Origin of the sequence: Arcticibacter sp. (assembly GCF_045629565.1) — a bacterium.
Lineage (GTDB): Bacteria > Bacteroidota > Bacteroidia > Sphingobacteriales > Sphingobacteriaceae > Arcticibacter.
This window is the reverse complement of sequence record NZ_JAZQRL010000027.1, coordinates 16,754-40,398: the sequence shown is the minus strand read 5'-3', so window position 1 is coordinate 40,398 and position 23,645 is coordinate 16,754. Positions and strand designations below refer to the sequence as shown.

General features: G+C 41.5%; 20 protein-coding genes. All 20 read left to right on the top strand.

All coding sequences use genetic code 11. From position 1 onward, the window contains the following. The first annotated feature begins 74 nt into the window (after positions 1 to 74). The 20 genes from ACKI5J_RS02825 (at position 75) to ACKI5J_RS02730 (ending at position 23,632) form a co-directional block, all read left to right on the top strand. On the top strand, positions 75 to 1,076 hold the full coding sequence (locus ACKI5J_RS02825; RefSeq protein ID WP_407426298.1) for a LacI family DNA-binding transcriptional regulator: 1,002 nt from the start codon (positions 75 to 77) through the stop codon (positions 1,074 to 1,076). A gap of 75 nt (positions 1,077 to 1,151) precedes the next feature. Continuing rightward, on the top strand, positions 1,152 to 2,309 hold the full coding sequence (locus ACKI5J_RS02820) for an iron-containing alcohol dehydrogenase (protein ID WP_407426296.1): 1,158 nt from the start codon (positions 1,152 to 1,154) through the stop codon (positions 2,307 to 2,309). Position 2,310: 1 nt separating this feature from the next. Further along, positions 2,311 to 3,231: a dihydrodipicolinate synthase family protein gene (locus ACKI5J_RS02815; protein ID WP_407426294.1), complete on the top strand. Its 921-nt coding sequence runs from the start codon at positions 2,311 to 2,313 to the stop codon at positions 3,229 to 3,231. A gap of 2 nt (positions 3,232 to 3,233) precedes the next feature. Further along, complete coding sequence (gene pdxA, locus ACKI5J_RS02810) at positions 3,234 to 4,268, top strand: 4-hydroxythreonine-4-phosphate dehydrogenase PdxA (RefSeq protein WP_407426292.1); 1,035 nt, start codon at positions 3,234 to 3,236, stop codon at positions 4,266 to 4,268. A gap of 3 nt (positions 4,269 to 4,271) precedes the next feature. Then, a complete protein-coding gene (locus ACKI5J_RS02805) occupies positions 4,272 to 5,426 on the top strand; it encodes a four-carbon acid sugar kinase family protein (RefSeq protein ID WP_407426290.1) in 1,155 nt (384 codons plus the stop codon). A 40-nt stretch (positions 5,427 to 5,466) separates the two neighbouring features. After that, positions 5,467 to 7,053, top strand: coding sequence for a sodium:solute symporter (locus ACKI5J_RS02800; protein ID WP_407426288.1), 1,587 nt, complete (start codon positions 5,467 to 5,469; stop codon positions 7,051 to 7,053). Between the two features lie 321 nt (positions 7,054 to 7,374). Beyond that, a complete protein-coding gene (locus ACKI5J_RS02795) occupies positions 7,375 to 8,031 on the top strand; it encodes an acetyltransferase (RefSeq protein WP_407426286.1) in 657 nt (218 codons plus the stop codon). A 264-nt stretch (positions 8,032 to 8,295) separates the two neighbouring features. Continuing rightward, positions 8,296 to 9,066 carry a polysaccharide biosynthesis/export family protein gene (locus ACKI5J_RS02790; protein ID WP_407426284.1) on the top strand — a complete coding sequence of 257 codons (771 nt, stop codon included), beginning with the start codon at positions 8,296 to 8,298 and terminating at the stop codon, positions 9,064 to 9,066. Between the two features lie 43 nt (positions 9,067 to 9,109). Next, entirely contained in the window at positions 9,110 to 11,401 is a 2,292-nt protein-coding gene (locus ACKI5J_RS02785; RefSeq protein ID WP_407426282.1) for a GumC family protein, read from the top strand. A gap of 202 nt (positions 11,402 to 11,603) precedes the next feature. Then, positions 11,604 to 12,905, top strand: coding sequence for a nucleotide sugar dehydrogenase (locus ACKI5J_RS02780; protein WP_407426280.1), 1,302 nt, complete (start codon positions 11,604 to 11,606; stop codon positions 12,903 to 12,905). Positions 12,906 to 12,921: 16 nt separating this feature from the next. Beyond that, complete coding sequence (locus tag ACKI5J_RS02775; RefSeq protein ID WP_407426278.1) at positions 12,922 to 13,968, top strand: SDR family oxidoreductase; 1,047 nt, start codon at positions 12,922 to 12,924, stop codon at positions 13,966 to 13,968. 15 nt (positions 13,969 to 13,983) lie between these two features. Then, positions 13,984 to 15,426, top strand: coding sequence for a lipopolysaccharide biosynthesis protein (locus ACKI5J_RS02770; protein WP_407426276.1), 1,443 nt, complete (start codon positions 13,984 to 13,986; stop codon positions 15,424 to 15,426). Beyond that, positions 15,423 to 16,592 carry a DegT/DnrJ/EryC1/StrS family aminotransferase gene (locus ACKI5J_RS02765; RefSeq protein WP_407426274.1) on the top strand — a complete coding sequence of 390 codons (1,170 nt, stop codon included), beginning with the start codon at positions 15,423 to 15,425 and terminating at the stop codon, positions 16,590 to 16,592. The genes ACKI5J_RS02770 and ACKI5J_RS02765 overlap by 4 nt, the downstream gene beginning before the upstream one ends. Further along, positions 16,593 to 17,453 (top strand): glycosyltransferase family 2 protein, encoded by an 861-nt coding sequence (locus ACKI5J_RS02760; RefSeq protein WP_407426272.1) that lies wholly within the window; start codon positions 16,593 to 16,595, stop codon positions 17,451 to 17,453. A gap of 44 nt (positions 17,454 to 17,497) precedes the next feature. Next, positions 17,498 to 18,592: a glycosyltransferase gene (locus ACKI5J_RS02755; protein ID WP_407426270.1), complete on the top strand. Its 1,095-nt coding sequence runs from the start codon at positions 17,498 to 17,500 to the stop codon at positions 18,590 to 18,592. A 50-nt stretch (positions 18,593 to 18,642) separates the two neighbouring features. After that, the gene (locus ACKI5J_RS02750) at positions 18,643 to 19,938 is read left to right on the top strand and encodes a DegT/DnrJ/EryC1/StrS family aminotransferase (RefSeq protein ID WP_407426268.1); all 1,296 of its coding nucleotides are present in this window, start codon (positions 18,643 to 18,645) and stop codon (positions 19,936 to 19,938) included. 15 nt (positions 19,939 to 19,953) lie between these two features. After that, positions 19,954 to 20,547, top strand: a complete 594-nt coding sequence (locus ACKI5J_RS02745) for a sugar transferase (protein ID WP_407426267.1) — start codon at positions 19,954 to 19,956, stop codon at positions 20,545 to 20,547. A gap of 31 nt (positions 20,548 to 20,578) precedes the next feature. Further along, positions 20,579 to 21,778, top strand: a complete 1,200-nt coding sequence (locus ACKI5J_RS02740) for a hypothetical protein (RefSeq protein WP_407426265.1) — start codon at positions 20,579 to 20,581, stop codon at positions 21,776 to 21,778. 10 nt (positions 21,779 to 21,788) lie between these two features. Then, positions 21,789 to 22,562, top strand: coding sequence for a glycosyltransferase family 2 protein (locus ACKI5J_RS02735; RefSeq protein ID WP_407426263.1), 774 nt, complete (start codon positions 21,789 to 21,791; stop codon positions 22,560 to 22,562). A gap of 17 nt (positions 22,563 to 22,579) precedes the next feature. Then, positions 22,580 to 23,632 carry a glycosyltransferase gene (locus ACKI5J_RS02730; protein ID WP_407426261.1) on the top strand — a complete coding sequence of 351 codons (1,053 nt, stop codon included), beginning with the start codon at positions 22,580 to 22,582 and terminating at the stop codon, positions 23,630 to 23,632. Positions 23,633 to 23,645: the final 13 nt, after the last annotated feature.

The following is a 23,645-nucleotide window of genomic DNA, read 5'->3' as shown; positions in this document are numbered from 1 at the left end:
AGGGAGGCCGGACATTATCATTTATAATAAAAATGAAATACATTTGGATTTAACCAATTCCTATTACATAATCTATGTCGAGTCTTAAAAATGTAGCTGATATGGCGGGTGTCTCCGTGGCAACTGTGTCCAGAGTTTTGAATTCTGAGGAGGTTGTTAAAGAAGACACCAAGCAGAAAGTACTGGCAGCTATCAAAAAGTTGAATTACACACCTAACAGGGTAGCCCAGCGCTTACGCTCGACAAAAACGAACAGCAGGATTATCGGCCTGCTGATTCCTGATATCCAGAACCCGTTTTATGTTGATGTCATCCGTGGGATTGAGGAATATGCGTATGCACACAATTCGGTTGTGATCATAGGAAACTTCTCTCAGGATGAGAAGAAGGAGAAGCTCTATATAGATATTCTTAAGTCTGAATCGGTAGATGGGTTCATTGTGGCCCCATCTAATGAAAAAAACGTGTACATAAAAGCTTTGATGACAGACGGTTTTCCAATTGTTTGTATTGACAGAGGGATGAAGGATGTTGACGTAGACCTGGTAAAGGTGGACAATCAACAGGGGGTATTTAATGCGGTTCAGCATCTGATCAATTTGGGGCATACGCGGATAGGACACGTTACCGGGAAACCGTTCCTGCCGACCACGCATGAAAGAATGGCAGGATATGAAGAAGCGATGAAAAAGTATGAGCTCGAAATAGATCCAGAGATCATTGTCAGCAGTAATTCGGACTATGAAAGCGGGGCAGAACAGACTGCGCGACTTCTTGAGCTTGAGAATCCGCCTACAGCAATCTTTACTGCGAATAACCTGATAACGTTGGGAGCGCTGGACACTATTAACCGACGGGGCCTGCGTATCCCGGAGGATGTGGCCATTGTCGGTTTTGATGATGTGTATTGGGCGAATTCGTTAAACCCACCTTTAACAGCGGTAAGACAGCCAGGCTTTGAGATTGGTAAGCGGTCATGTGAACTCTTAATTCAGCGTATCAATAAGCCTGACCGCGCTGTTGCGAGCATCATATTGAAGACTGAACTCATGATCAGAAAATCCTGTGGCTCTTAAAGTTCAGGTTTTTCTTTGCTTTACCAATGTAAACGTTTACATTTGACAAACACCTAATAGAATTGACGCTTTATAATGAAGAATAGTAACCTTATCACACTATTAAATCCTCCGACGCTGGTTTTTGGAGAAAACAGCCTTAACCAGTTTATTCATGACTTTAAAACCTTGGGTTTAAAAAGACTTTTTATCATGTCTATTGACACCCTGGAGGATCAGCTAAGCTCCGGTATTCAAGAGCTTACAGCATTTGGGGTAAAAGTTAAGATTTGCAATACCTTAAAAGCAGAGCCGACCTTTGCGGAGTTTGAAGTGATTCTCGAAGAAGCCAGAAGTTACCGTGCTGATAGTGTCGCAGGAATCGGAGGGGGAAGCGTAATGGACACAGCAAAACTCGTTGCTGCCCAGCTATTAAACACACAATCGACGGAGGAGATAACCGGAATCAGAAAGCTTGCAGAACGGAAAACCTATCTTGCCTGTATTCCGACAACTGCAGGAACCGGGAGTGAAGTGTCTCCTAATGCTCTTTTTGTGAATGCTGAAGGCAACAAGGTGGGGGTCATAAGTCCTTATCTGGTTCCCGATGCGGCGTATATTGATCCGGTGTTGACGCTTTCTGTTCCAACCCATATTACGGCTGCTACGGGTATTGACGCGCTTTCACACTGTCTGGAAGCCTATACCAATAAATTCGCCCATCCGATCGTCGATGTTTTTGCGTTGGAAGGCGTTAGGTTAGTCGCCCAAAACCTTAAGCGCGCATGTGACAACGGGGATGATCTGGAAGCAAAAACCAGTATTGCCCTTGGTAGTATGTATGGTGGCATGTGTTTGGGACCAGTAAATACGGCAGCAGCTCATGCTCTGGCATATCCGCTGGGAACCGATTTTCACATTGCACATGGTCTATCGGTATCCCTCATGCTTCCGGCAGTGATGGAGTACTGTGTTTCGGCTGCGCCCGAGAGGTATGCCGAAGTTGCACTTGCCTTAGGCGCTGAGCCGCAGGCTAGCGCCATGGAGACAGCAAGAAAAGGTATATTGCTTTTAAAAGAGCTTATACGGGATTGCGGATTGCCTCATTCGCTTTCGGACTTAGGTATACCGGAGGACGCTATTGAAAGCATGGCAACGGATGCTATGAAGGTGCAACGACTCTTAAAGAACAGCGTCAGGGAGATCACAAGAGATGATGCTGTTGATATTTACCACTCAGCTTTTAATTCTTAAGATGGAAAAGAAATACAGTGGGGTAGTGGTTCCAATGATCACCCCCTTTACCGATAAATATAAAGTAGATTTAGAAGCAGCAGAGCGGATAACTGATCACCTGATAGGGCACGATGCGCACCCGTTTGTGCTGGGGACGACGGGGGAATCTGTCTCCATTTGTCCCCAGGAGCGGAAAAAGTTTCTGGAGGCAACTGTTCGGGCTGCAAAGAAAAGGAAAACCGTATATGCGGGAATTTCGGGGAATTGTTTATCCTCGGTGCTGGAGGAGGCAAAGGCCTTCTCTGATCTGGGTGCAGATGTACTTGTTTCGACCATGCCCTCTTACTATCCTGTTGACGAGGATCAGATGATCAGGTATTTTGAGGAGCTGGCTGATGCAGTGCCCCTCCCGTTAATTGTTTACAATATTCCCGCTACAACCCATCTTTCTATTCCTCTTTCTGTTGCGGAAAAACTTAGTCATCATCAGAATATCGTGGGTTTCAAAGATTCTGAAAAAGGGGAACTACGGGTAGAAGAGGCGATTAAGCTCTGGAAAAACAGAGAAGACTTTTCTTATCTCTTGGGCTGGGCACTGATGTCTCATAAGGCAATGGCCTGGGGGGCTGATGGTATGGTTCCGAGTACAGGAAATCTTACACCAGGCTTGTACCGTATCATTTATGAGTCGGGCAGGGCTCAACAAGCAGATTTATCATGGGCAGCTCAGGAGAAAGCTGATAGAGTTTCCTCGATCTATCAGAAAGATAAGATATTGAGCAGGTCGCTGCCTGTTTTGAAAATCATGATGGACGCGTATGGATTATGCGGAACATCTGTGTTGCCTCCTCTTTACAGAATTACGGCGCAGGAAGAAGAAAAAATCAAAGAATTGGTGCTGGCTGAGTACGACAGCCTTGATGCTATAAATAACATTTAACTATGACTATTAAAAAACCTGTTTTAGGAATTACCATGGGTGATCCTGCGAGTATTGGTCCGGAAGTGGCTGTGAAAGCTTTGGCTTCGCCTTCGATATATGAACGCTGCAATCCGCTTTTGGTAGGTGACGCTGAGATTTGCCGGAAGACAATAGCGCATTATAAGCTTAATCTGAATGTTAATCCGGTTTATGCTGTAAATGATGCCAAGTTTGAATTCGGTACTATCGACGTGTACGATCTGAAATATGACAGTGCTGAGATTGTAACGGGCCAAAATTCTACAGCAGCCGGAGATGCGGCTTTCCGGTCGGTTGTAAAAGTTATTGAGCTGGCGATGGATAAGGAGATAGATGCAACGGTGACAGGACCTATCAATAAGGAGTCTATACATTTGGCAGGGCATTTTTTCTCCGGTCACACCGAAATTTATGCGCACTACACCAATACGAAGAAATATGGAATGCTGCTGGTGGAAGACGATTTAAGGGTAATTCACGTGTCGACGCATGTTTCTTTAAGACAGGCTTGCGACCTCGTAAAAAAGGAACGAATTCTTGATACCATAGATCTGATTGTAAAAGCTTGTCAGCAACTGGGTATCGCTCAGCCTAAGATAGGTGTTGCGGGCCTGAACCCCCACGCCAGTGATGGGGGGCTGTTCGGCGATGAGGAAGAGCACGAAATTATTCCGGCGATTGAGGAGGCTAGAAAACGAGGCTACCAGGTAGAGGGGCCAGTGCCGGCCGACACATTATTCCCGAAGGCTATCGGCGGTGTATATGATGGCGTTGTGGCTATGTACCATGACCAGGGGCATATTCCGTTCAAAGTTGTTGGCTTTAACTGGGATAAATCGGCAAAGCAAATGAAGAGTGTGAGAGGTGTAAATATCACATTGGGTCTTCCCATCATCAGGACATCTGTAGATCATGGAACCGCGATGGAAATAGCCGGAAAAGGAATCGCAAGTCCTGACGCGATGAACCTGGCGATAGAATACGCAATCAACATGGTAGGAGTAAATAAGCGATAGAAGATGATAGCCGTTATTGCAGATGATTTTACCGGTGCCGCCGAAATAGGGGGGATTGCTGTCAGGCTTGGTTGGAAAGTAGTTATAAACACCATAGTGGCACCGGAACCAGGAACGGATGTGCTGATCATTGCCACTAATACCCGGTCAAAAGAACCCGAAGAGGCAAGGTCCATAATCAGACAGACAACATCTGAGTTAATGCAGCTACAACCTCAGTTGATCTATAAAAAGATCGATTCTGTTCTGAGAGGAAATGTAAGTGAAGAGCTTCTGGAGCAAATCGCCGTTTCGGGCAAGAAAAGGGCGTTGCTTGTCCCTGCGAACCCATCACTGAAGCGAATAATACAAGATGGAGTCTATTACTTTGAAGGGGCTCCATTGCACCGCTCCAGGTTTTCAACGAATTCACGTGACGGGGTAAAATCTTCGAACGTTGTAGATCTTATTGGAAACGGAAAGCGGGAAGATACCGACGTTATATCGATAGGAGATGACTTTACACATAAATCGCTTATTATTGGTAATGCTGTCAATGAGGAAGATCTGGACCATTGGGCAGCGCGACTGGACGATGATACGGTTCTGGCGGGCGGATCAAGTTTCTTCCATGCTTTATTAAGACATTTAGGTAAGAAAAATGACGTCACGAGGCAACAACTGAATTTAGGGAAGCGCATCTTGTATGTATGCGGAAGTGCCTTTCAGGGGAGTCGGAGCATGGTCGCTAATGCCTTTGACTCTGGAAAGAAGGTCGCGTATATGCCGGCGGAGATGTTTTGTGAGGCGGTCGACAGGTCAAAACTGATCAATGCATGGCAAGACACTGTTACTTCTTGCTTAGAGACGAATGATTCGGTTATCATCGCAGTTGACCAAATCAATTCGATTGACGCGGGTAAGCTGGATGGCTCTATATCAGAAGTAATCGCAGACGTAGTGCGAAATACCATGCAGTATGTCGACGTTGATGAGCTCGTTATAGAGGGTGGAGAAACTGCATCTGTCATCATGAGTAAGCTGAACTATAATAAATTCTTTCCCGTTCAGGAACTGTCACCCGGAGTCATACGAATGAAGATTAAAGAGAAAGAAGGGATTCATCTCACTTTAAAACCTGGCAGTTACGTCTGGCCGTCATCGATCTGGCAGTACTAACCAAGTAAGAACTCAATCACCAACCAATTATAACTAAAATATGAACTCGACAATGCATCCGATAGATTACGCAATTATCGTTGTATTCTTGATAGGAACACTTTGTTTCGGATTAAGATTTTCCAAAAAACAGCGCACAACGAATAATTATTTTCTAGCGAAGGGGAGAGTTCCTTCCTGGGCATTAGGCATTTCTCTGTTAGCGACTCTTATAAGCAGTGTGACTTTTCTTGCTTATCCAGGTACAGGCTATTCGTCTAACTGGATTTTATTGGTACAGGGATTAATGGTACCAATAGTCTTGGTAGGCGTTATATGGTTTATAGTGCCCTTATACCGAAAGGTGATTAACCTGAGCACCTATGAGTACTTTGAACAGCGTTTTGGAAGCTTCGCGAGGTATTATAGCTCCGTTGCCTTTGTGCTACGGCAGTTTTCGGGAATGGGGACGGTTTTTTTCCTGCTCGCAATCGCTCTGAACAGGATGATTGATGCTAACACGTTTACCATTATTTTTATCGTCGGAGCACTCATTATCTTAGTTAATCTGCTAGGGGGAATAGAAGCGGTTATCTGGCTGGATGTGTTCCAGGGATTTATGCTCTTTATAAGCGGAATCATCTGTATGGGTGTGTTATTGTATTCTGTAGATGGGGGGCCCATGGAAGTGTGGAGAGTAGCATCCGAACATGGAAGAACCGGTTTTGGTCCTTACGAATGGGATCTTACCAAATTAACCTTCCTGGTTATGGCTATAAATGGTGCCTTCTACGCCATCCAGAAGTATGGAACGGATCAAACGGTTGTTCAACGCTATTTAACCGCTAAGACAGATAAAGAGGCAATCAGGGCGTCTATGCTGGGTATCATGCTGACTGTTCCGATATGGACGATCTTTATGTTGATTGGTACGGCGCTTTTTGTCTTTTACCGACAACAGCCTGTGCCTGCTGATATCAGGGCAGACGCAGTTTTTCCGTATTTTATTATGACCCAATTACCTGTAGGCGTTGTGGGTTTGATTCTCTCAGCGATGATATCAGCAGCCATTTGTAGCTTAAGCGCTGATCTGAATTCGCTAGCAGCGGTGTGCGTAGAAGATTACTATAAAAAGTTGGCGCCGGGTAAGACAGACAAGCAGTATTTGAAAGCTTCTAAGCTGACTGTAGTATTTTCCGGATTAATTTCGATGATGATCGCTATGCTGTATGTCAATGCAGGTCATGAAGGAGTTTTAGGCATTGTATTCACACTCTACGCTATCTTTTCAGGAGGTATAGTGGGTATCTTTCTTCTCGGACTGTTTACTACGCGTACCAACACGCCGGGAATTACTATTGCCATAATTGTGTGCATTGTCTTTACTGCTTATGCCGTGCTTACTTCAACGGCGGTTGGAATTGGCGATAACAAAGTCATTTTATTAGATCTGGGAGCCTTTAATTTTACACATAATACATTGATGCTTGGTGTTTATAGCCACCTTATTGTAATCATTGTCGGCTATGCGGCAAGCTATTTCTTTCCGAAACCTAATATTGACAAAAGGCTGTTATATAGCGGTTGGTTAGAGAACAGAAATGAGGAGAGACGATTAGAAAAGGAAAAAGCTGAGGTGCAAAAATAAACAGGCATAGACAAAAAGCTGTGTTCACCTGGTTAAAGTTAGGGACGATAGGATTCTATCGTCCCTAACTTTTTTTATTCCTCTGGATTTACTTAAACCATTCCACTTTACTTTATTATAGTATGGTAAATTCATGAATGTAAAATCATGTTATTCTTAAGCGAAATTAGGAGAACCAAACTTCGCACTTTGAGTAAGCAATTCTCGAAAGTATTCAATTAAAAGAGCAATCAATATCCGGCCGTTCTGTTACTGCATGAAGTATTTATATTAGTGTTCTAATCCAGCAGGAAAAAACTACTAACCAGTAATGCAGCGTTTATGAAAGTAATTATTTTTGGCGTCGGAAAGTTGGCCGATTATGTCCATTTTGTGTTAACCAATGATTCACCTTATGAGGTTGTTGCCTTTTGCATAGAGGAGGAATTTATGCCCGAAGGCAGGACGGTTCGCGAATTACCAATCATAGACTTCGAGGAATTACCATCCATATATCCACCCGACGACTATAAGATTTTTATTGCTGTTGGCAACAATTCTGTAAGAGAACGAATATACCATAAAGTGAAAGATAACGGATATTCGTGCATTACCTATATATCCTCAAAAGCGACAATTTGGATGGATCTGACGTGCGGAGACAATGTTTTTATTGGAGAGGGTACTGTAATTCAGCCGTTTGTAAGCATTGGTTCAAACTGTATTCTTTTTTCCGCTCATATTGCCCATCATTGCAAAATTGGAGATAACGTTATGCTTTCCGGCTGTTTTATGGGCGGAGATGCACGAGTGGGAGACAACTCATTTCTGGGTTTAAGTTCTACTGTAAATCAGAATTTGAAAATCGGGAAAGCGAATATTATTGGTGTGGGAGCCAACATCGTCAATGATACGAATGACTTTGAGGTTTACACAAATAGCAGTACAGTTAAGAGAGCAATATCATCCCAGCGGATTAAAAATGAATATTTGCATTAATGGTTGGTAAAGATACTTAACTATTGATTAAGCGGAGTATTGACCTTTATTAATAATGTTAAGTAAACGCCGGAATTTATTCTTGAATTATAATTACTCAGTGGGCATTAAATTTTTACAAGTATGACTAGTGGTAAATTTATTTATCTCAGTCTGTGAAAATGCTTGAAGATTTCTACATGTGACTATACAAGTCTTATTTCCTTGGTTTTTTAGTTCCTTAAGTATATAACTTTGATATTAATTGGTGTTGAGGATTATCTTATGAGATATTTATACATTCCTGTTTTTCTATTAATTACCCTGTTTAGTTCATGCGGCTCGAAGCGAAACCTCGTATACTTCAGTGATTTGTCCGACAGCTCGGAAATAGTAACTAAGGTGATCAACAATGTAAATCCGGTTATTCAGCAAAATGACATTCTTGACATTTCGGTAAATACGCTCAGTGCTGAATCAAATGTCTTGTTTATAGCTAATCCAGGCAGACAAGGAGCGAGCAACAGTTATTTGGAGAAGGATGGTTATAAAGTAAATCAAGACGGTATGATCAATTTTCCCGTGGTAGGCTTTGTTAAGCTAGCTGGACTAAATCTTGAGGAAGCTCAAAAGTCCCTGACCAAAGAAGTTAACAAGTATGTCAAGGATCCGGTTGTTAACGTCAAATATTTGAATTTTCGGATTACAGTTATTGGTGAAGTTAACAGACCAGAAACGTTTTTGATTACTGACGAACGGATCAACCTTTTGGAGGCCCTGGGAAGAGCCGGAGATATGACCCCATACGGGAAGCGGGAAAATGTCTTAGTTATCAGAGAGGCTGACGGCGTCAGAAACATGGTTCGGCTAAACCTTAACAAGAAGAGCATATTAAACTCACCATATTTTTATTTGAAACAGAATGATGTAATATACGTGGAGGCCGAGAAAACAAAAGAAAAGATTTATAGCAACAGTAACCGATTAATGCCGGTTTGGGTGTCAGCGATTTCAGCATTTACCGTGTTGTTAACCGCCTTTCTATACAACAATTAGCGTTGGCTACCCTAATCTAAAACTATCCTAACTGACCTAGACGATGGAGATTTTGAAAGACTTGTTTAAATACCTAAAATACTGGTACGTATTTCTAATATCTGTCATATTCTGCCTTGGTGTAGCGTCTGTATATCTCATACTGTCTACACCTCAATATAAGATCAGCAGTACGTTGCTCATCAAAGAAAGTAACGGTTCTGAAGCAAAAGGAAAAGAATCTGCGTTTAGCGACTTGGATATGTTTCACAGCTTCAGCACTGTGCAGAATGAAATCGAAGTTTTGCGTTCGAAGGACCTTTTGATAAAGGTTTTGGAAGACCTCTCACTCGAAACTAAATACTTTACAAAAGGTTTTTTAAAGAATAGAGAACTTTATGGGGATGCACTACCCGTTGAGGTAAAAGTTGATAGTCTTAGCAGGGAAGCCTATGCGAAAAATAAAATTTCACTAGAAATACTGGATAGAAATCGGTTTGTTTTAAACGACAGCACCTTTAGTAAAACCTATGCGTTTGGAAGCCCTATAAAACGGAAGGATTACACCATTACAGTTTTTAAGGGTCCGGCCTTTGCTAAGTTTGATCAACCGGTACATATTGAATTTCGGGATCTTCATACCATGGCTGAAAGCTATAGTTTAAGTAAGCTTGTTATTATGCCCATTGCTAAAGACGCAAATACAATCGTACTTAATCTGATGGACGCAGTTCCTCAGAGAGGCGTTGAGATCATGAGTAAGTTGATTGAAAAATATAATCTGGAAAACGTGCATAACAAGGGGATAATTGCCAGGAGCACGATAAACTTTATCGATAACCGGCTCAAATACTTGTCCGAAGATTTAAGTAGTGTTGCCCAGGATGTAGAGAGCTATAAGCAACAAAATATGGTCACCAATCTAAACTCTGACGCGCAGTTCAGCGTGCAGAACTCCGGCGATTACAGCCGACGACTGGCCGCTACAGATGTTCAGATCAGCGTCATTAATTCAATAGAAAAGTATCTCCGCTTCAAAGGTAATAGTAATAATTTGGTACCCAGTTCATTGACGGTACAGGATGCGACCTTAACGTCTCTAATGAGTAAGTATAATGACCTACAGCTCGAAAAACAGCGCTTGCTAAGGAGTGTGCGGCTCGAAAACCCGCTAATTTTTGGAATAGATCAGCAGCTTACTGGAATCAAAGCAAGTATAAGGGAAAGTCTTGCCAATGTTAAACGAAACCTGGTTCTGGAGCGGAATAGTCTGGTATCCAGCAATTCAAGATATACTTCTGAAATTCAAAAGATGCCTGTACTGGAAAGAGGATTGTTAGAACGGAACCGCGCTCAAGCGGTTAAAGAAGGGTTATTTCATTACCTGCTACAAAAGAGAGAGGAGACCGCGCTATCATTATCATCTACGGTGCCGAATTCCCAGGTCATAGATAAGCCTGCCTATAACTCAACACCCGAAAGTCCTAAGTCTGACTTAATTTACTTGTGTTCTTTTTTAGCGGGTATCATATTCCCAGTATGTGGGATTTATTTAAAAGATACCATTAACGCAAAAGTATTGGACATATCCGATGTGAAGTCAATCGACGGCATTCGTATACTCGGGGAGCTGAGCAGAAAAAAGAAGGAGGAAGCGCTGATTATCAAGAAGGATAGCAGAACGGCTATCTCGGAGCTTTTCCGCTATATACGGATGAATCTTAGTTTCATGAATCCCAATAACTTCTCGCAGGTACTTTTAGTTACTTCCAGTATGAAGGGCGAGGGAAAGACTTTTTTTAGTATCAATCTTGGGATGTCAATGGCATTTATTAATAAGACCGTTGTCTTGCTTGAGTTTGACTTCCGGAAACCAGATTTATTGCGATACATGGGTGTAACTGCAACGACTGGATTGAGTGATTATCTGAATGCCGATGACGTTCAGCTTGATGATATCATTATTCCATCAGAGGAGTCGCCTTATTTGTCTGTAATTGGTAGCGGAAGCATTTCTGAAAATCCTTCAGAGTTATTGATGAGTTATAAGATAGCGGGATTAATACAGGAACTCCGAAATCGATTTGACTACGTGATCGTTGATACATCACCGGTCGGACAAGTTGCGGATGCATTCAGCCTTGCTCCTTACACAGATGCGAGCATCTATATGGTGAGATATAATTTCACCAACATTTCCCAGTTAGAAATTATACGTGATATTGCTGAAAATAAAAAGCTAAAAAACTTGCAGGTCGTGTTTAACGATGCAAAAAGAGAGAATGGCAATGCTTATGGCTATGGCAGGTACCAGTATGTTGCCGACAGCGCCAAGAAAAAGGAGCTAACCAATTAAATTGTAGTGAGCGTTTCCTGCTCATGTTGCCTGATATCGCAGTGTGCTGCCAATAATACTTTTCATTTAGGCTGAGTATCCATGTAAGTGGAAGTGGCGAAGCCATATACTTCAATGTGTTCATTCTCCAATCGCCCTCATGTAAGTGGGAACAGCGAAGCTATATCAAAATTTTATCCAGAAATCTTATGCTGCAATAATTATGAGTTCTCAAATAGTAAAAAACAAAAAGATTGGGGTTATCGGACTTGGCTACGTTGGTTTGCCGCTGGCCGTAGAATTTGCTAAGCGTTACAAGGTAGTAGGTTATGACATCAATAGCAAAAGGATATCGGAGTTGAAATCAGCTTTTGATCACACACGGGAGATTGACGAGGAGGGATTGCAGGGTGTTCTGAGCTTTGATTGTACATCACTTACCGGACTATTTTGCACAACCGATAAGCAGTATCTCGAGAGCTGCAATATGTTTATTGTAACGGTGCCAACTCCTGTGGATCGAAACAGACGACCTGATCTTACCCCGCTCTTGCATGCCAGCACATTGGTGGGCAGCGTGTTAAAAGACGGAGATATTGTTATATATGAGTCAACGGTTTATCCAGGTGTAACAGAGGATGAATGTGTACCTATTCTGGAAAGGCAATCAAGTCTGACGTTCAACGAAAATTTCTTTGTCGGTTATTCTCCAGAAAGAATTAATCCTGGTGATAAGGAACACACTGTAGCAAGGATACGTAAAATAACCTCAGGATCGACCGAAGCTTCGTTGGATATAATTGATCAGCTATACAGCTCTGTAATTACGGCCGGAACATACAAGGCATCATCGATAAAGGTGGCAGAGGCTGCTAAAGTTATCGAGAACTCACAGCGTGATATCAACATAGCCTTTGTAAATGAACTCGCGATGATATTCAATAAGCTCGGTATAGATACACAAGAGGTCTTAAACGCGGCAGGCACAAAGTGGAACTTCTTGAATTTCAGACCTGGTTTGGTAGGTGGACATTGCATTGGTGTAGACCCGTACTACCTTGCTCAGAAGGCCCAGGAGATAGGTTATTATCCCGAAATCATCCTGGCAGGCCGACGTGTAAATGACGGTATGGGTGCATATGTAGCTGATCAACTTGTTAAGAGCATGCTATCAAAAGGTACGAATGTGATCAACAGTGAGGTGTTGATATTGGGATTTACGTTCAAAGAGAACTGTCCTGATGTACGCAATACCAAAGTTATCGATATCATCAGACGCCTGGAAGAATATCATGTCAAGGTATGCATACATGATCCGCTGGCCGACTCTAAGCAAGTGAAGCAAGAATATGGTATTATTTGCCAAAACGGAGATTTCGTACCGAAAAGATATGACGCTGTGCTCCTTGCCGTAGCACACAAGGAATTTATTGACCTTGATATATCTGCATTGTGCAAAGCAGAGGCTGTGATTTACGACATTAAATCCTTCTTGCCTGATTCTATGGTTCATGCAAGGTTATAAAACTAACCAAACATTTATGAAAACGCAGCTGTCTTCTCATCATGAGGATAAAGATCTTTCAACTTTGAACTTTTTGGTAACAGGGGGAGCCGGATTTATAGGCTCTCACCTGGTTGAGTACCTTCTTAAGTACTCCGCAGGCAAAGTTCGCGTGCTCGATAACTTCTCCACTGGGTTCAGAAAGAATCTGGACAGCTTTTGGCAATATCCAAATTTTGAACTTCTGGAGGGTGACATCCGCGATTTAGCTACCTGCAGAGATGCCGTTAAGGATATAAATATTGTGTTTCATGAGGCTGCCTTGGGGTCGGTTCCCCGCTCAGTAAACGACCCTTTGATGAGTAATGAGGTGAACGTTTCGGGCTTTATTAATATGTTGGTTGCTGGCCGGGATGAAGGTGTAATGCGCATCATCTATGCAGCATCGTCCTCAACTTACGGCGACAGCACTGAACTACCTAAGAGCGAAGATAGAATAGGAAAACCATTGTCCCCCTATGCCGTAACCAAGTATGTTAATGAGTTGTATGCGGATGTATTTTCCAAGACTTATAAAATGGAGTTAATAGGACTGAGATATTTCAATGTCTTTGGTCCGAGACAAAACCCTGAAGGCGCCTACTCGGCAGTGATACCCAGGTTTATAAAGATGTTGATGAAGGGTACCAAACCGGTAATACACGGTGACGGAAATTACTCCAGGGACTTCACTTACATCGATAACGTGCTTCAAATGAATATAAAAGCAGCACTTACAGACTCAAGTGCTGCCATCAACGAAGTTTACAATGTGGCATATGGACAGCAGACGACCTTAAATGAACTCGTGGCAGAGATTAAGGCCACATTGTCAAAATTGGATCCGCAAATAGCCGATATTTTTCCGGAGTATGGGCCTGAGCGGGCCGGGGATATCCCTCATTCACTTGCAGCTATCGAAAAGGCGCAAAGATTACTCCATTACAGACCTCTCTTCAGTTTCGAAACAGGATTGAGAGAGACCGTCGACTGGTTCATAAAAGAAGGTGAAGCGGAGAGGACTACGCCGCTGGTTGAGCTCTAACTCCGAAGGTGTAAAATGAGTTTTAGGGAGACAGCAATTGCGGGGATCGGTTGGTCATTTATTCAGCAATTCGGAGCAAAACTAGTCAGCTTAGTTATCGGTATCGTTTTAGCCCGTTTACTGGGACCCGAAGAGTTCGGACTTGTGGCAATGGTCTATGTGTTTATAGCTGTTGGAAGTTCTTTGATGGATAGTGGACTTACATCCTCTCTGATCCGGTCTGCCGAGGTTGATCAGAGTGATTACTCCACCGTCTTTCTATTTAATTTGGCGGGAAGTGTTGTAGTTTATGCAATGCTTTTCTTTGTGGCACCGTTGATAGCCTCATTTTACAAGCAAGATATTTTGGTCGATATCATCCGAGTTACTGGTATCTCTTTTATTATTAACGCCAGTTACGGTGTTCACAATACGCGCTTTATTAAAATGATGAATTTTAAAATTCAGGCATTTATGCAGATTCCTGCAATTGTCGGCTCGGGCATCCTCGGCATTGTGATAGCAAAGGCCGGATTCGGAGTGTGGAGCTTAGTTTGGATGAGTTTGTTCAGTTCATTTTTGCTAGCTCTTATGCATTGGATGTTTTCAGATTGGAGACCAGAATTCATCTTTGACAAAAACAGCTTTAAACGCCATTTTAATTTTGGATATAAAATGACTTTGTCGGGTCTGCTTGAAACGCTTTACCAAAATATTTATGTCATTATCATCGGTAAATATTATTCTGCAACGCAATTAGGATTTTATTCCAGAGCTGATTCAATGAGTCAATTCCCCGTCAGCAATTTAGCAGCCGCCATGAATAAGGTGACTTACCCTATGTTTGCTTCCATTTCTGACGATAACCACAGACTCAAGATGGTTTATAAGCGAATTTTAAAGCAGGTTGTGTTTTGGAATGCGCCTATGCTGATTATTTTAATATTAATTGCCGAACCTCTTTTCCGGATTTTGTTGACAGAGCGATGGCTACCAGCGGTTCCCTATTTCAGAATTCTGTGTGCTGCAGGCATCATGTATCCCCTTCATTCATTTAATCTGAATATTTTAAAAGTAAAAGGGAGAAGTGATCTTTTTTTAAAGCTGGAAGTTATAAAGAAGGTAAGCAGTGTAATCGGGATCATATGTGTCATCCCTCTCGGCATTTATGGGCTATTATTTTTCCAGTTAGGTTACAGTTTCATAGGCTATTATATCAACTCGATCTATAGCGGTAAAATTATCGGGTACCCTGTTAAAGAACAGATTATTGACTTATTACCCTCTATTTCTCTATCAATCTTAACTGGTTTCATTTGTGTCTTTGGCGATAGATATTTAGTAAGTGATTTGATGGCAAATGATCTGGTCAGAATCACACTTGTTAGCACCATATACATTATTATTTATCTATTCAGTGCTAACGCTACCAAGCTTTCAGCAATCTCAGATTTCAGACAACTAATTCTAAAATTATGATACCAGTTACCAAACCGTACCTTCCGCAGATAAAGGAGTACGACAGCTACATCAATAGTATTTGGGAACGTCAATGGCTCACCAATAACGGTCCCCTGGTCAACGAGTTGGAGCTGAGGTTAAAGAGATACCTCAACCTGGATCATATGTTATATATTTCGAACGGCACGATGGCTCTCCAGATTGCTATAAAGGCACTTGGGCTACAGGGTGATATTATTACCACTCCGTTCTCCTATGTGGCCACAACCAGCAGCATAGTATGGGAGGGATGCAATCCTGTTTTTGTAGACATTAAACCCGGTACATTCAATATTAATCCAGCAAATATAGAGGCAGCGATAACTCCTGAAACTTCCGCTATCCTGGCGACCCATGTTTTTGGCGTTCCTTGTAATATTGATGCCATTCAGGACATTGCTGCACGTCATGGGTTGAAGGTTATCTATGACGCCGCTCATTGCTTCGGAGTTAAATATAAAGGCAGATCTGTTTTCGAATATGGAGATATCAGTACAACGAGTTTCCACGCCACTAAACTTTTTCACACGGTTGAAGGCGGCGCCGTTTTTACCCAGTGCCCTGAACTGCTAAAGAAGATGGCTTTTATCAGAAACTTTGGACACAATGGTCCCGATGACTTTGCTGAACTGGGTATTAATGGAAAGAATAGCGAGTTTCATGCAGCCATGGGTTTATGCAATCTTAACCACATTGACGAGATTTTAAGTAAAAGAAAGGAGCTCTATCTGCACTACAGGGAGATCCTCAGCGGTTTGGATGTGAGTTTCCAGGAGTTAAATGATGAGAGGGATTATAATTTTGCTTATTTCCCAGTTCTGTTCGCTTCCGAAGCATTAATGCTGAGATGTATGGAGGTTCTGGCACAGGAAAAGATATATTGCAGGCGATATTTCTATCCATCGCTGGCAACGCTGCCTTATGTGTCTAAGCCAAGTTTACCGGTTTGCGAATCTGTCGTCAAGAGAGTAGTTTGTTTACCGCTCTACCACACACTTACTTCTTCGGACACTGAAATGATTGCCAGAATCATGTTAAGAACTCAAAACTACGCCTCTTCGGCTGTTATTAGTGCATCGCCGGAAACCATTCTGTTAGAGAAAGAGATAGCAACAATTTTAAGCGATAGCAAAATCAATTTATAGATGGAACCAAATACTCCTGAAGTGATGATTAGCGTATGTTGCATAACGTATAATCACGAAAAATTTATATCAAATGCCGTTGAAGGCTTTTTAATGCAGCGTACTGATTTTAAGTATGAGATATTAATTGGAGAGGATTGTTCTAGTGACGGAACAAGAGCTATCTTGGATGAATATGCATCGAAGTATCCGGATAGAATACAGTTAATCACATCAACAAGTAATGTAGGAGCTAACAATAATGCAATCAGAACCATTAAAGCAGCTAAGGGAAAGTACATTGCATTTTGCGATGGAGATGATTTTTGGACCAACTCTAACAAACTCCAGAAACAGGTAGACTTTTTGGAAGATAATCCCGACTACGTTATCTGCTGTCACTATTATAAAGAAATTGACAGCCCGGGCAATCTCCTATATGTCAATCCTAACCCTGTTATGCTGGAATATGATTATAATGATCTCATTGTTAACAGGCAAGCTGAAACAGCTACTTCATCGTTAGTGGTAAGAAAGGACTGTATTGTAGATCTGTTTGATCAGGAGTGGTACCTGAACTGTAATGCAGCAGACAAGTTTTTAAAACTTTTTGCAACATTTCATTCCCGAAAAAAGATCTATGTGATTCCGGAAGTCATGAGTTGTTACAGAAAGCACAAAGGTGGGGTCTGGAGCATGAAAAGTGCGGAGTTCTTAAGGAAGAAACAGCTAAGTGATTTTAATATTATCATAAATAATTTCCATCATAATTTTTCCCAAAAGCTTGCCTTATTCATATTCTATCTCAGACGCTATTTTTTATTCGAGGTACGGAACACTCGATTTACAAACGCGGTCCAAACAATGAGGTCGATATTTTAGCAATAGGGTACATAGAGATGGATATGTTGTTTATTTCATAAACAGTGAGGACAAAAGTTTTCTTAGCTATCAATTCACTGCAGGGCGGCGGCGCTGAGAGGGTGATTGTAAATTTAGGTAATCACTTTCATAAACAAGGGCTTGAAGTTGTGGTGGTATGCTTGAACGCTGCCGAACAAGCCTATTCTTTAGACTCGAATATTAAGCTGATAACCCTGTTGCGCAGAAATTCGAGAACTGATATTCTCGCCAGAATATGGTTTGCCGCTGTTACGTTTGTCAAGTTTGTCTATTTTCTGATAAAAGAAAGGCCGAGATGCGTGATCTCTTTTACTACATCAGTTAACATCTGGACCGGAATATCCTGTATTCTTTGCAGGGTACCGTATGTGGTGTCCGAAAGAACCACTCCTGATCATACTGTAAATACATTTGGCTTATTTACCTCATTTATTTCCTATGTCGCATACAGTCGGGCCTTGGCGATAGTTGTTCCCTCAGGGGGCATGATTGGATCTTTTAAAAAAAACAGGATGTTCAGGAAATTGAACAATTACAAGATTATAAACAATCCGATCAACCAATTTGGCCATGCCACTACGGACCGTGTTTATGACAGAAAATTTATTCTCAGCGTGGGCCGGTTGGATTATGTCAAAGGATTTGATGTGTTGATTGATGTCTATAGCAAAATGGACCTGAAAGATGTTGATCTGATTATATCGGGAGAAGGCTCAGAACGCGAAAAGCTGCTTAAGCAGATTCATGATCTGAAGATGGAAGATCATATCAAGCTGGTCGGATTTAAATCTAATCTTCAGGATTACTATACCCAGGCTGAATTATTTGTTTTGTCTTCGAGAAATGAGGGATACCCAAATGCTTTGATCGAAGCGATGAGTCTTGGATGTCCCTGTGTTTCCGTCGATTGCCAATATGGGCCGTCGGAAATTATCAAGAACAATTGGAATGGATTACTGATTGAAAATAATAATCCTGAGCTTTTAAGTACATCAATTTTAAAAATACTCCAGGATACATCACTCAGGACCAGACTATCTCAAAACTGCAGATCAATCAACATAGCCAACTCACCGGAGCGGATCTCCTCCAGCTGGAAAACACTGATCCCAGAATAACCACAATGCTGTTTGTAAATGATTTCAAATATCTCTAAACATATTCTGATATGAACATTCCATTTTCGCCACCTTATATTGATGAGGCAGTAATCAATGAAGTGATCGATACGCTGCAATCCAAATGGATTACTACAGGTCCTAAGGTGAAGGCGCTAGAGTGCGAAGTTGTAAAACTTACTGGAACAAAAGCAGCGGTCTGTGTTAACTCATGGACGTCGGGTGCCATTTTAATGCTTAAGTGGTTTGGGGTTAAGGAGGGGGACGAAGTGATCATGCCGGCATATACTTATAGCGCCACGGCTCTGTGCGTTTTGAACTGCGGTGCTACACCTGTTATGGTAGATATTTCTGATGATCTAACCATTGACGTTGATAAGATAAAACAGGCAATAACATCCAAAACTAAGGTCATTATTCCAGTCGATATTGCTGGTTGGCCCTGTGACTATAATGCGATCATGGCTGTTATAAATGATCCGGAAGTAATAAATATCTTCAAGCCGGAGAGTGCCAATCAATCGAAACTCGGCCGGATATTACTAATTTCAGATGCGGCGCATTCTATCGGAGCAGTGTATGAGGGGAAATCAGCATCAGTTAAAGCTGATGTCAGTATCTTTTCCTTTCATGCGGTTAAAAACATTACAACTGCGGAAGGAGGCTGTATTTGCTTAAACCTCCCCGAAGACTTTGATAATGAGCTGGTCTATGATTTTCTGAAGATCTATTCACTCAATGGTCAGAACAGGGATGCGTATTCAAAATCCAGAGCTGGAAACTGGAAATATGATATCCTTTTCCAGGGCTTGAAATTCAATATGCCCGACATTTGTGCTGCAATAGGGCTGGCTCAGATAAGGCAGTATCAGCGCAAATTGCTTTCTTCCCGTAAAGAAATAGCTTATAAATATTTCAGCGCGTTCAAAGCGTTTAATTGGTTTGTGCCTCCTCCTTTACAAGATGAGGAACGAGAGTCGAGTTACCATATATTTCCTTTAAGAATAAGGGGTATTACCGAAAGAGAGCGCGACCATATTATTGAGCATCTCACGGAAAAAGGCATTTGTGTGAATGTGCACTTCATACCGATGCCAATGTTTACACTATTTAAAAACCTGGGCTATTCTATCAATGACTATCCTAATTCTTACAGGCAGTATGCATGCGAGATTTCTTTGCCTATTTATCCGCAGCTGGAAGAAGAGCAAAGTAAGTTTGTCATAGACTCCGTTATTCATGAAGTCCAGTATCATCTGAATGAGACGGTGACGAAAGAACCTCATATCGAATCTCACAGATCCTTAGGTGATTTAAAAGAAAATAGAGGAATACTGTTCACATAATATCAAAGCAATAGTATGTTAAAACGAGCTTTCGATATCTCACTTTCCGTGATCGGTCTGATAGTGCTCAGCCCTGTCTTTATTGTGGTCTCGCTATGTGTCTTATTAGATTCAAAGGGACCGGTTTTCTACAAACAAACCAGAGTAGGGCTTAACAACAAAGACTTTAGTCTCTATAAATTCAGAACAATGTTTAAAGGTTCTGAGAAGTCAGGCCTGCTGACTATTAGTAACATCGATACCAGAATAACCAGCTGTGGTTACTGGTTAAGGAAATATAAAATGGATGAACTACCCCAGCTTCTCAACGTTCTGACGGGCGATATGAGCTTAGTGGGGCCACGCCCGGAAGTTAGGAAGTATGTAGATCTCTATGATAAAAGGCAATGCAGTATTCTGTCAGTAAAACCGGGCATAACAGACTGGGCCTCTATACAGTTCCATAACGAAAGTGAGATTTTGGCCACATCTGATGACCCGGAGCATTTTTATATAAATACGATTATTCCGCTGAAAATAGAGCAAAACCTTAAGTATATCAATGACAATAACTTTTGGGTTGATTTAAAGATAATAGCGATTACCCTCTTCAAGGTTGTTAGAAAATGAGATACAGCTATAGCGCATATAGGAATATACCATGACGTTTAAAAGATTGATACTTTTTGTTCTGATGGGATTTTATCTCTATTCGCTGACATTTGGCATTTTTATGACCGGGTTCTTCAGGATTCCAGCACCAGCAGTTTTCATAACGCCCCTTTTTCTGTTCTTCAGGGATAAGACTATTGCGTTTCTCTATCGTAAGGAGGTAATGTTATTTACCATTGCTGCTTTTTTTTATTATGCTGTAGGACAGCACGATTTAAAGTCGTTTCTCGCATATAGTTTTGTTGTCCTTATCTGCGCCGTGTATTTTAATTTTATCGTCGGGAGCAACGCTGTCAGATTTCAGTATTCTGTCCTTATCTTTTTCTCACTTCTTCTGTTATCGGCTTTGATAATGGTTTTAAACCACTTCTTCGTTTCCGAAAGTATCAAGATTCGGGAATTGATAATGGGAGAGCAAGTACTACAGAGCCCATCCGGAATTTCTACTACCATATTTACCTTTGGTTATCAGCTGGCTGCCCTGGTGTCATTTGCCTTCATTTATTCCTTTACATACAGGAAGCCGTTTATATGGAAACCTATTGTGTTTCTAGCCTGCAGTGTATTAATCTTCCTGGGCATGAACAGATCGGTCTTTGTTGCCTTCGTGTTTACCTCACTTCTGTTTTTGCTGTTTTATGAGGGCTTTAAAGCGGTTTTTATTATCGGCATCCTACTTGCCGTAGGATATGGCTCTTATACTTATGTAGTTAAAGAGTCACTGGACACAAAAAATAATATTGTTACCAAAAACGAAGAGAACGATGCCCGATTTAACCGTTCTGGTCTTACCCTGGAGAATATTAAGATAGTAGGAAATTATCCATATGGATTGATTTTTTACGGCAAAACCTGGAAGGAGGTCGTCTATCGCAACCATGTGTTTTCATCCGGACTGACCTCTCATAATGCATATCTTATGTTCGTGACTTATTTAGGGCCGTTCCTGGGCATCGGCCTGCTTATAGCCTTGTACTTTAAAGTACTGAAAGTGCTAAAACTGGTCATACAAAATATAAAGGTTCGGGAGAATTCGTTAATAGTTTGTTTATGTTTTTCATTTTTGGCAGTATCAATAAATGCCCTGTCTCATAATGCATGGTTAATAAGTGCCGATGGTCCCACGGTTTTCTTGTATTTCAGCCTGCTTCATTCCTATAAAATGAAAATGATCCACGTTCCAGCCTAAACTTTTGAAGATGCTTTTATCCTTTGTAATTCCAACCTTTAATCGCGCCTACAAAGTCAGGAGGGCCATTAACAGCGTATTAAAGCAAATGGAAGATAATACCTCGACCGAAATAGTGGTAGTTGATGACGGATCAACTGACGGCACCGAAGATGAGTTGAGGTCGCTAGTTGCTGAAAATCGAATCAGGCTGGTTAAACATAGCGAAAATAGCGGTGTAGCCGCAGCAAAAAACACTGGCATATTGAATTCCAGGAATCAATATATTGTTCTGCTGGACTCTGATGACCTTTTGGAGGATGGAGCACTAGCATACCTCATAGATCTGGTACAAAAGAATGAGTTCGATTTACTCTTTTCCGGCACCAGACTATTAAGAAACGGAAGCCTGTTATATGATCCCTCTTTTAGGGGCTTCAAAATATACAAAGACCTGTTAAGTTGCAGTGTAGGAGAATATCTGCCCATTTGCAGGTCTGAAGTGTTAAAGGAATTTCTATTAAGGGATCTTAGGGGTTTTGAAAGTATAACCTGGCTATCAATTGCGAAAAGTGGCTACAAAGTTTTTTATGATAGTACTCCTGTTCGATCATATGACGATGAAGGTGATGATAGATTGTCGAACAGGCTTGGTATTATAAAGAATTCGGAGTATATGAAAAAGGGATATTCAGTTTATTTAGACGAGTTCGGCGCCGACTTAAGGAAATATAATCTTAGAGAATACCTGGTTATTAATACGAAGTATCTATGTTACTACATGATGCAGAAGGCATTTGTTTAATCGAGGCACAACCTTAAATGAAAACAATATTTTTTATAGTCAGCTCTCTGCAGGCCGGAGGATCCGAACGGGTGTATTGGCTTTTATCGCAATATCTTGATAAATCAAAATATAAAGTCACGCTGATTGTTTTAGACTCCCGAAACCCTTTCTTTTCGCCTGAAATAGAGGGAGTACGGGTTATTCGGTTAAATTCAATCAGAGTCTCACTTTCGTTTTCCAGAATCCTCAATTTGGTAAGATCAGAGAATCCTCATGCTGTTTTTACCACAGGAAGCCACATCACAGCCCTTTTGTCCATTGTGTCTATATTTTGCCGCATACCCACTCTTGTTGCCCGGGAGTCCAATGTCTTAGAAATTATCCTGCCATACAGCGGGTTTAAATCACGGATTATAGATCTCTTTGTTCCCACAATATACAGAAGGATTAAGTTCGGAATATGTCAGTCTGAAGAAGTAAAAAGTTCGCTTATCCGAAATTACCACATTCCCGATGACAAGCTGGTAGTGATACCCAATCCAGTTTTATCGACACCCATTATAAAGTGTAGCACCAATCGGCCCGGCAAGCACCTTATCGTAGTTGCGCGATTAGCAAAAGAGAAAGGCTTGTTCAGGTTGCTGGATATTTTTAGCGCTCTGCCTTTTGAATATACCCTGACCATAGTTGGTGATGGCCCTGTAAAGGCTGAGCTTCAGGAAAAGATACATTCATTAGGGGTCGCAAACCGTGTAAAACTGGCGGGTGTAGTTCAGCATATAACAAAAGTGATTTCAGAATATGATCTGATGGTATTGACTTCTTTTACAGAGGGCTTTCCAAACGTAGTCATCGAATCTTTATCGGTTGGCGTTCCCGTCGTATCATTTAATGTTAGTGGAATTCCATTGATTATCAGACCGGGATTTAACGGTTATATAATTGATCAGGGAGATCTACAGTCATTTAAGGAGCATACTGTCAAAGCTTGTAACGCATCCTGGAATTCAAAAGCAATCAAGGAAGACATTATTGACAGGTTTGGGATCAACAAGATAGCAGCCTCTTACGAAAACCTGCTTTCATGAAGCTCCATATTTC